General features: G+C 75.0%; 9 protein-coding genes and 1 pseudogene. 3 read left to right on the forward strand and 7 right to left on the reverse strand.

What is annotated here, in order from left to right:
* Both CNO22_RS23245 and CNO22_RS23250 read right to left on the reverse strand, forming a co-directional pair.
* Window positions 1-199 (reverse strand): annotated as a pseudogene (locus tag CNO22_RS23245) (HNH endonuclease); the annotation flags it as partial.
* Window positions 200-374: 175 nt separating this feature from the next.
* Complete coding sequence (locus CNO22_RS23250) at window positions 375-791, reverse strand: MarR family winged helix-turn-helix transcriptional regulator (protein WP_100501649.1); 417 nt, start codon at window positions 789-791, stop codon at window positions 375-377.
* 66 nt (window positions 792-857) lie between these two features.
* Here CNO22_RS23250 and CNO22_RS23255 point away from each other — a divergent pair, with 66 nt between their 5' ends.
* Window positions 858-2,696 (forward strand): ABC transporter ATP-binding protein, encoded by a 1,839-nt coding sequence (locus CNO22_RS23255; RefSeq protein ID WP_100501650.1) that lies wholly within the window; start codon window positions 858-860, stop codon window positions 2,694-2,696.
* Here the strand turns inward: CNO22_RS23255 and CNO22_RS23260 are convergent.
* Both CNO22_RS23260 and CNO22_RS23265 read right to left on the reverse strand, forming a co-directional pair.
* The gene (locus tag CNO22_RS23260; protein ID WP_100501651.1) at window positions 2,693-3,343 is read right to left on the reverse strand and encodes a class E sortase; all 651 of its coding nucleotides are present in this window, start codon (window positions 3,341-3,343) and stop codon (window positions 2,693-2,695) included. The genes CNO22_RS23255 and CNO22_RS23260 overlap by 4 nt on opposite strands.
* 2 nt (window positions 3,344-3,345) lie before the next feature.
* Window positions 3,346-4,395, reverse strand: coding sequence for a PKD domain-containing protein (locus tag CNO22_RS23265; protein ID WP_100501652.1), 1,050 nt, complete (start codon window positions 4,393-4,395; stop codon window positions 3,346-3,348).
* 249 nt (window positions 4,396-4,644) lie between these two features.
* Here CNO22_RS23265 and CNO22_RS23270 point away from each other — a divergent pair, with 249 nt between their 5' ends.
* On the forward strand, window positions 4,645-5,283 hold the full coding sequence (locus CNO22_RS23270; RefSeq protein WP_100501653.1) for a dihydrofolate reductase family protein: 639 nt from the start codon (window positions 4,645-4,647) through the stop codon (window positions 5,281-5,283).
* Here the strand turns inward: CNO22_RS23270 and CNO22_RS23275 are convergent.
* On the reverse strand, window positions 5,273-6,511 hold the full coding sequence (locus tag CNO22_RS23275) for a sensor domain-containing phosphodiesterase (protein ID WP_100501654.1): 1,239 nt from the start codon (window positions 6,509-6,511) through the stop codon (window positions 5,273-5,275). The two genes, CNO22_RS23270 and CNO22_RS23275, sit on opposite strands and share 11 nt — an antisense overlap.
* 145 nt (window positions 6,512-6,656) lie before the next feature.
* Between CNO22_RS23275 and CNO22_RS23280 the strand changes: the two genes are divergently transcribed.
* Complete coding sequence (locus tag CNO22_RS23280) at window positions 6,657-7,649, forward strand: LLM class flavin-dependent oxidoreductase (RefSeq protein WP_100501655.1); 993 nt, start codon at window positions 6,657-6,659, stop codon at window positions 7,647-7,649.
* 76 nt (window positions 7,650-7,725) lie between these two features.
* Here the strand turns inward: CNO22_RS23280 and CNO22_RS23285 are convergent, their stop codons facing one another.
* Together CNO22_RS23285 and CNO22_RS30235 are read right to left on the reverse strand one after the other, a co-directional pair.
* A complete protein-coding gene (locus CNO22_RS23285) occupies window positions 7,726-8,127 on the reverse strand; it encodes an aggregation-promoting factor C-terminal-like domain-containing protein (protein WP_100501656.1) in 402 nt (133 codons plus the stop codon).
* A gap of 159 nt (window positions 8,128-8,286) precedes the next feature.
* Complete coding sequence (locus CNO22_RS30235; RefSeq protein ID WP_408609708.1) at window positions 8,287-8,454, reverse strand: hypothetical protein; 168 nt, start codon at window positions 8,452-8,454, stop codon at window positions 8,287-8,289.
* Window positions 8,455-8,551 lie beyond the last annotated feature (97 nt).

Consider the following 8,551-nt stretch of genomic DNA (forward strand, 5'->3'; position numbering starts at 1 on the left):
CGTCGGCCAACCCCAGCACCAGCTCCGCCTCGTACGCGGCGTCCATCGCCCGGCGGGCCTGCACCCGCTGCAACTCCGCGGCCTTCTCCTCCCGCGTCAGCGCACCCACAGGCAGCCGCGGCGGCGCCGGGGGCCGCTGGAGCAGCCGGCCGACCAGCGCGGCCTCGATCGGCGTGCGCACGGAGCCGGCTGACGTCATGACCCGAACGTACGTACGGGGTACGACAGTTTTCGGTTCCTCACCAGGACGTCTGCGTCCGCCGGTGCCGGTAGTTCGGGACCCCTGCGTCGCCCCGCCTTCCATGTCCTGCGATCGCTCGCAGGGGGAGCCGGGCCTCGCCCTTCAGGCAGGCCGGCCCGCAGAGAGCGTCCCCTCAGTCGGCGAGGACCCGCAGGATCCGGGCCAGCGTGGCCCGGTCGCCGGGGTCGAGGCGGGCGAACAGGTCGCGGTTGTCGGCGGCGCGGGCGGCGGCGATCTCGGCCTGCACCCGGCGTCCCTGCTCGGTCGGGGTGAGCACCACGGCCCGCCGGTCGGTCGGGTCCGGCGTCCGCTCGACCAGCCCGCGGGCCTGCAGCGCGTCGGCGACCTCGGTGGCCGAGCGCGGCGCGATCCGCAGCGCCTCGGCGAGGTCGGACAGCCGGGTGCCGTCCCGCTCGGTGACCACCCGCAGGGCGCGGACGTGGTGGGGGGAGAGGTCCCAGGGTGCCAGGGCGTGCAGCCACCGCCGGCGTTGCCGGCGGGTGACCCGCACCAGCAGCTCGCCCAGCACCTCGGGGTCGTCGTCCGGCATGGCGGAATCCTAGCGAGGACGGCGAGGTTGCCTCATGGTGAGGTAGCCTCAGCATCGACACGGGGGGTGATCGCCATCGAGGACACCAGAGGGCCAGGCAGGGGCGGCGGGCGCACCGTCGACCCGGCCGACCGGGCCCAGCTCGAGCGCAACCCGGTGCCGCTGCGCCGGGTCACCGCGCTGTTCGCCCCCTTCCGCTGGCCGGTCGCCACGGTCGTGATGCTCATCGCCGTGTCGTCCCTGGTGGCCCTGGCGACGCCGTTCCTCGTCAAGCTCGTCATCGACGAGGCGCTGCCGCGGCAGGACGTGCGCCTGCTGCTCTGGGCCGTCCTCGGCATGCTCGCCGTCGCCGCCACCACCGCCGTCCTCGGCGTGGTGCAGACCTGGTTGTCGACGACGGTCGGCCAGCGCGTGATGCACGACCTGCGGACGGCGGTGTTCAGCCACCTGCAGCGCCAGTCGCTGGGCTTCTTCACCCGCACGCGCGGCGGCGAGGTGCAGTCGCGGCTGACCCACGACATCGCCGGGATGCAGTCGGTGGTGACCTCGACGGCGACGTCGCTGGCGTCCAACGCCACCACCGTCGTCGGCACGGTCGTGGCGATGGTGGCGCTGTCGTGGCGGCTGTCGCTGCTCTCGCTGCTCGTCCTGCCCCCGGCCATCGCGCTGACCCGCAAGGTGGCGCGGATGCGCCGCGCGGTCACCGCGCAGCGCCAGCGGCACCTGGCCGACCTGCACGCCCAGGTCGAGGAGGGGCTCAGCGTCAGCGGCGTGCTGCTCGGCAAGACCCTCGGCGCCGGCCCGGTCCAGTCCCGGCGCTTCGCCGAGACCTCGGAGGACCTCGTCGGCCTCGAGGTCCGCGCGCAGCTGGCCGGGCGGTGGCGGATGGCCACGATGAGCATCGTCTTCGCCGGCATCCCGGCGCTGATCTACCTGGCCGCGGGCCTGCCGGCGACCTCCGGCGGGATGACGATCGGCACGCTGGTCGCCTTCACCGCGCTGCAGGGCACGCTGTTCCGCCCGCTCATGGGCCTGCTGGACGTCGGCGTGCAGGTGACCGCCTCGATGGCGCTGTTCAGCCGGGTGTTCGAGTACCTCGACCTGCCGGTGGAGGTCGACGACCCGGCCGACCCGGTGCCGCTGGACCCGGCCGGCGTGCGCGGCGACGTGGCGCTGGAGGGCGTCTCGTTCACCTACCCCGACGGGCACCGGCCGGCGCTGGACGGCGTGGACCTGACCGTCCCCGCCGGGACGACGCTGGCGCTGGTGGGGGAGACCGGGTCGGGCAAGAGCACGCTGGCCTCGCTGGTCGCCCGGCTGGCCGACCCGACCGCCGGCCGGGTGACCATCGACGGCGTCGACCTGCGCGACCTCTCGCTGGCCACGCTGTCGCAGGTGGTCGGGGTCGTCGCGCAGGAGACCTACCTGCTGCACGCGACGGTGCGGGAGAACCTGCGGCACGCCCGGCCCGAGGCGACCGACGCCGAGCTCGAGGACGCCGCCCGCCGCGCCCAGATCCACGAGGCCATCGCGGCCCTGCCCGACGGCTACGACACCGTCGTCGGCGCCCGGGGGCACCGGTTCTCCGGCGGGGAGAAGCAGCGGCTGGCGATCGCCCGCACGCTGCTGCGCGACCCCCGCGTGCTGGTGCTCGACGAGGCCACCAGCGCGCTGGACACCGGCACCGAGCGGGCGGTGCAGGCCGCGCTCGACGAGGCCAGCCGGGGCCGGACGACGATCACCATCGCCCACCGGCTGTCCACCGTGCGGCACGCCGACCGGATCGCCGTCCTCGACGCCGGCCGGGTCGTCGAGAGCGGCACGCACGAGGAGCTCCTCGCCGGCGGCGGCCGGTACGCCACGCTGGTGGCCGCCGGCGACCGCGAACCCGCGCTGGCGGCCTAAGCCGCGAGCGCCGCCGGGCCGTCGGGGTCGTCGGCCTTGGCCACCGTGGCCTCCAGTTCCCCGTGCACCACCAGGCGCTGCCGGTCGGAGAACTCCGGGTGGCAGGTCGTGAGGGTGAGGAAGGCGCCGGTGGCCGGGCCGTCGGGCGGCCCGCCGGGCGTCGGGGCGACCACCCAGGTCTCCGTGGGCGCGACGACGGTCGTCGTCGTCACCCGGTAGACGTGCCAGGCCGACGCGGTCTCGACCACCATCGCGTCGCCGGGCCGCATCGCGTCCAGGTCGAGGAACGGGCTGCCCTCTCCGACGCGGTGGCCGGCGACGGCGAAGTTGCCGACCGCGCCGGGCTGCGCCGTCCCGGGGTAGTGGCCGGGTCCGGCCTCGAGCTGCTCAGGGTCGACGCCCTCCACGACGGCGCGGGCCCAGCCCTCGCCGAGGCGTGGCACGTGCAGGAAGGCGAACGCCCCGCCGGGGGCCGGCTCGGCGGGCGCCCCGGGGGCCGACCACTCCTCGCGGAGCTCGTCGGCCACCCGGTCCTGCGTCCGGTCGGCGGCGACGTCGCTGCCCCACACCTGGTGGGCGACGACGAGCAGCAGCCCCACGCCGGCGGCGACGGCCAGCGCCGAGAGCGCGCGGACCAGTCTGCGCATCGTCAGGACCGGTCGGCGGCCGGACGACGGCGGTGGGTGGCGACCAGGCCGGCGCCACCGCCGAGCAGCACCAGGCCGCCCACGGCCGCGAGGCCCAGCACGTCGGCGCCGGTGTTCGGCAGCGGCGTGTCCCAGACGGTCGGCGTCGCGGGGACGACGACCTCGGCGGTCGCGGTGGCCTCGTTGCCGGTGCCGTCGACGACGGTCAGCGTGACCGTGTAGCTGCCGGGCGCGGCGTAGCTGTGCTCGATGTCGGCGCCCTCTGCGGTGCTGCCGTCGCCGAGGTCCCAGCGGTACGCGGCGAGGTCGCCGTCCGCGTCGTGCGAGCCGGCGCCGGAGAACAGGTAGGTGGCGTAGCGGGGGTTGGTCACCGCGATCGCGGCGGTCGGCAGCGCGTCCTCGGGCGCGGCCGCGGCGAACCGGAACTCGTTGCAGCCGAAGGTCAGGCCGTGCACGACGGCCTCCGCGCCGGCCTGGTCGATGCCGAGCTGGAAGCCCAGGGTGGTGACCACGGCGTCCGGGTAGGCGGCGCTGATCTCGGGCAGCGTGCCCTCGTCGACGGCCTCCGGGTCGTCGGGGTACAGCGCCTCCAGCGGCTCGCTGCTCCACCACAGGCCGCTGCGCTCGCCCTGGTACTGCGGCTCGAGCACCAGCCAGGTCCAGGCCTCGTGACCGGCCGCGCCGTCGAGGTCGACCAGCAGCTCGTAGGTCGGGTGGTGCGCGACGTCGTCGCCGACCACCGTCGCGTCGAGGGCGACGTTGGACTCCGCCGTGGCCTCGGCCAGCGGGATCTCGACGTCCATGAACCAGCCGACGCTGGACTCGCCCTCGGCGGCCGCCTTCATCCGCAGCCCGTCGGCCTCCACGACGGACTCCGCGCCGCCGCCGGCGCCGCTGTAGAAGGAGTTGAAGGCGGCCTCGAGGCCGGCCTGGTCGAGGGTGGTGAGGCCGCAGCCGGAGGCCGAGGCGACGCCGGGCGCGACCGCGCCGAGCAGGGCGGTGCTGCCGAGGGCGAGTGCCCCTGTGGTGACGAGACCGGTGGTGCGCTTCACGATGACCCCCGTGGTCGTGCACGCGGGGGCCGGCCTGCCCGTCCCCCGTCGGGCAGCAGGAGCGTCGAGGTGAGCGCCACGCGGTCCACACCCCCGGACCCCCGCCCGGGTGACTCCCAGACTGGGGGTCGGCCGTCGCGTCGTCACGCTGCGTGATCGCACGGGTGGCACCGATGAGTCCCGCACCGGTCCGGCGTCCTGTCTGCAGTGGCCGTCACCGGAGGCGGCCGGCACCCGAGGAGGCCGTTCGTGCGATCGCTCGTCGTCACCGAGTTCACGACGCTGGACGGGGTCGTGCAGGCCCCCGGCGGCCCCGACGAGGACACCTCCGGCGGCTTCCGCCACGGCGGCTGGCTGGTGCCGTTCTTCGACGACACCCTCGGCGCCCGGATCGACGCCTGGTTCGCTGGCGTCGAGGACTTCCTGCTCGGCCGCGGGACCTACGAGATCTTCGCCGCGGCCTGGCCGCAGGCGCCGACCGAGGACGACCCGGTCGCCGAGGCGCTGAACACCCGGACCAAGCACGTCGCCTCGCGGACGCTGACCGCGCTGGACTGGTCCGGCGCGCGGCTTCTCGAGGGCGACGTCGTCGAGGCGGTGCGCGCGCTCAGGGACCAGGACGGCGGCGAGCTGCAGGTGCACGGCTCGCCCGGGCTGGTGCAGACACTGCTGCGCGCCGACCTGGTCGACGAGCTCCGGCTGGTGGTGGCCCCGGTCGTGCTCGGGGAGGGCAAGCGGCTGTTCGGCGACGGCGCGATCCCGCGGTCGTGGCGGCTGACCGCGTCCTCGTCCACCCCGACCGGCGTGCTGCTGTGCACCTACCGCCGGGGCGGCGCGGTGCAGACCGGCGCGATGGGCGCCGAGTACGACGACGCGGTCAGCGGCTGAGCGCGGCCACGGGGGCCAGGACCTCGGCCGGCCGCGCCTCGACCGGGGGCCGGGGCGCCGGGACGGCGAGCGCCTCGGGCGGGCCGGGCCGGCCGAAGTGCCAGCCCTGGCCGTAGTCGACGCCCAACGCCCGCAGCGCCGTGGCGTCCTCCGCCGTCTCCACGCCCTCGGCGACCACCCGGGCGCCGGAGCCGTGCGCGAAGGTGACCAGCGAGCCGACCAGCGTGGCGAGCACGCGGTCGGTGGCCACGCCGGCGGCGATGCTGCGGTCGAGCTTGATGACGTCGGGGGAGGTCACCACGATGTGCCGCAGGCTGGAGAACCCGGCGCCGACGTCGTCGATGGCCAGCCGCAGCCCGGCGGCGCGGAACGGCGCCAGGGTGGCGAGCAGGACGTCGTAGTCCTCGACCTCGTCGTGCTCGGTGAGCTCCAGGACGACGCGGTCCAGCGGCAGCCGGTGCAGCAGCGCTCCGCATCCGGGGGTGAGCACGGTGGCGGGGGAGACGTTCATCGCCACGTAGCCACCGACCCGGTCGAGGTGCTCGGCGGCGCGCTCGAGGGCCTGCAGCTCCAGGGCGTGGCCCATGCCGACGCTGTGCGCCTCGGCGAAGACGACGTCGGGGGTGCGGCCCCAGCCGGCGGGGAAGCGGGACAGCGCCTCGGCGCCCACCCGGGTGCCGGAGGCGAGGTCGACGATCGGCTGCAGCAGGACGACGGGGCCGCCGTCGCCGACGACCGGCTCGAGCCGGCTCTCGATCTCGGTGCGCCGCTCCTGGTCGCGGACCTCGGGCTCGACGATGACGGCCGCCGCGGAGGCGAGCACCTTCATCAGCGCCTCGTCGCGCTTGCCGAGCTCCTTGTCCGACCGGAAGCCGAAGGCGCAGAACGTGCCGTAGAGGCTGCCGTCGGACAGGTGCACCGGGGTGGAGACGTAGCTGCGGATGCGCGGGATGCGCGCCGCGGGCAGCGACATCGCCAGCGGGGACTCCTCCACGTCGGGGATGACCGCGGGCAGCCTGCCGTCGAGGATGGCCTGGCAGAAGGAGGTGTCCTGGTGCACCTTGGCGCCCTCCTGGACCAGCACCGGCACCGAGGTCTCGACGACCTCCAGGTGCTGGGTGGTGCCGTCCATGCGGCTGAGGAAGGCGACGCTCAGGTCCAGCGACTTCTTCGCGGTCACCAGCAGGTCGGCGATCTGCTGGTCGGCGGCCGAACGCTTCCTGCGCATGAGCAGCCTCCTCTCGTCCCGGATTCGATCGGCCGGGACGGGACGGAGCTGTAGTGACCCCAGCCGACGTCATCCGTTCGAGGGGGAAGGACGGCGGGACGGCGGTGGTTGCGCAGGACGACACCAGCTGAGGGGTTTGGAGCACATGAGCATCCCGTTGTCCGTCCTCGACCTGGCGCCGATCTCCAGGGGCCAGACGCCGGGCGAGAGCATCGCGGCGAGCGTCGCGCTGGCCCAGCGGGCCGAGCAGGCCGGCTACCGGCGGGTCTGGTACGCCGAGCACCACAACATGCCGACGATCGCCTCCTCGGCGACCAGCGTGCTGATCGCACACGTCGGGGCACACACGTCGTCCATCCGGCTGGGCGCCGGCGGCGTCATGCTGCCCAACCACTCGCCGCTGACGATCGCCGAGCAGTTCGGCACCCTCGAGGCCGTCCACCCGGGCCGGATCGACCTGGGTCTCGGCCGGGCGCCGGGCTCGGACCAGAACACGATGTACGCCCTGCGCCGCGACCCGCGCTCGGCCGACCGCTTCCCGCAGGACGTGCTCGAGCTGCAGGGCTACCTGACCGGCGAGACCCGGGTGCCCGGCGTCGACGCGATCCCCGGGAAGGGTTCGAACGTCCCCCTCTACATCCTGGGTTCCTCGATGTTCGGCGCGACGCTCGCCGCCGCGCTCGGTCTGCCGTACGCGTTCGCCTCGCACTTCGCGCCGGCGATGCTCGAGCCCGCCGTGGCGGCCTACCGGCGCGAGTTCAAGCCGTCGGCGCAGCTGGACCGGCCGTACGTGATCGCCGGGGTCAACGCCGTGGCCGCCGACAGCCGCGCCGCCGCGGAGGAGGCGTTCGCCGCGGCCCGCCGGCGGCTGGCCGTCGGCCTGTTCGGCCGCGGCAGGCAGCTGTCGGACGACGAGGCGCAGCTGCTGCTCGACGGCGGCGCCGGCCTGCACGTCGACACGATGCTGACCCACTCCGCCGTCGGGACCCCGGCCGAGGTGCGGGAGTACCTGACCCGGTTCGCGGGCGAGGCCGGCGCCGACGAGCTGATCGTCGCCCACCAGTTCCCCGGGGTGGAGGGCCGGCTGCGGTCCGTCGAGCTCACCGCCGAGGCGATGGAGACCGTCGCTGCCGCCTGAGCACCGGATCGCGGGCGTTCCTCGTGCACTGACGGTGCTGCTGCGGCCGCAGGGCACGAGCAACGCCCGCAGTGCGTCAGTACCAGTTGTTGGCCTGGTGGAACGCCCACGCGTCGCAGGCGGTGTCGTAGCGCTCGTCGATGTAGATGAGGCCGGCGTCGATCTGCCGGTACGGGTCCGACGTCTTGGCGATGCCGGTGGTGGCCCAGGTCATGTCGAGGAACTGGGCGATGCCGTACGCGGTGCTCGTCGGGTTCTGGGCGGTGGGGTTCCAGTTGCTCTCGGCCTCCCAGAGCTGGTCGAGGCAGTCGAACTGGGCGGCGCTGCGGAACTGGCTCGCGGCGTGGTCCTTGTAGGCCTGCTTCGCCGGCGCCGCCTGGGCGACCGACTGGCCGGCGACCGTGAGCGCGACCGCCGTGGCGCCGGTGGCGGTGAGCAGGTGCAGGGTGCGGCGGGGAGTGCGACTGTGCGCGTGCATCGGGCAGTCCTCCGGGGGTGCGATCTGCGGAGGCGCACGCCGGGGGCCGGCACGCGCCGAGGGTGGGTCGTACGGGGCGAGCTGCGGCACGAGGCCTGGTCGGGGCAGGGGGTGGCCGCCGGCCCGGGTGGGTCCCGGGCCGGCGGACGACGGCAGCGGTCAGGTGGTCGCCGGCGCGCAGGCGCGGTCGGCGGAGTAGTGCGGGGTCGACGCGACACCCTGCAGGCCGAGCAGGTTGCCGAAGGGATCGACGGTGAAGAGCCACCTGACGACGTCGATGCGCCGCCTCGGCGTCCGCTCGCGGACCGAGCTGGCCATCCGGGTCATCCGGGAGAGCTCCCCGGCCGCGTGAGGAAGGGCCTTCCCGGCCCCGCCCGCACCCCGTTCGCCGCCTCTTCGCCGACGCGTCCGCACCCCCCTTCGC

The organism is Geodermatophilus chilensis (assembly GCF_002802985.1).
Taxonomy (GTDB): Bacteria; Actinomycetota; Actinomycetes; order Mycobacteriales; family Geodermatophilaceae; genus Geodermatophilus; species Geodermatophilus chilensis.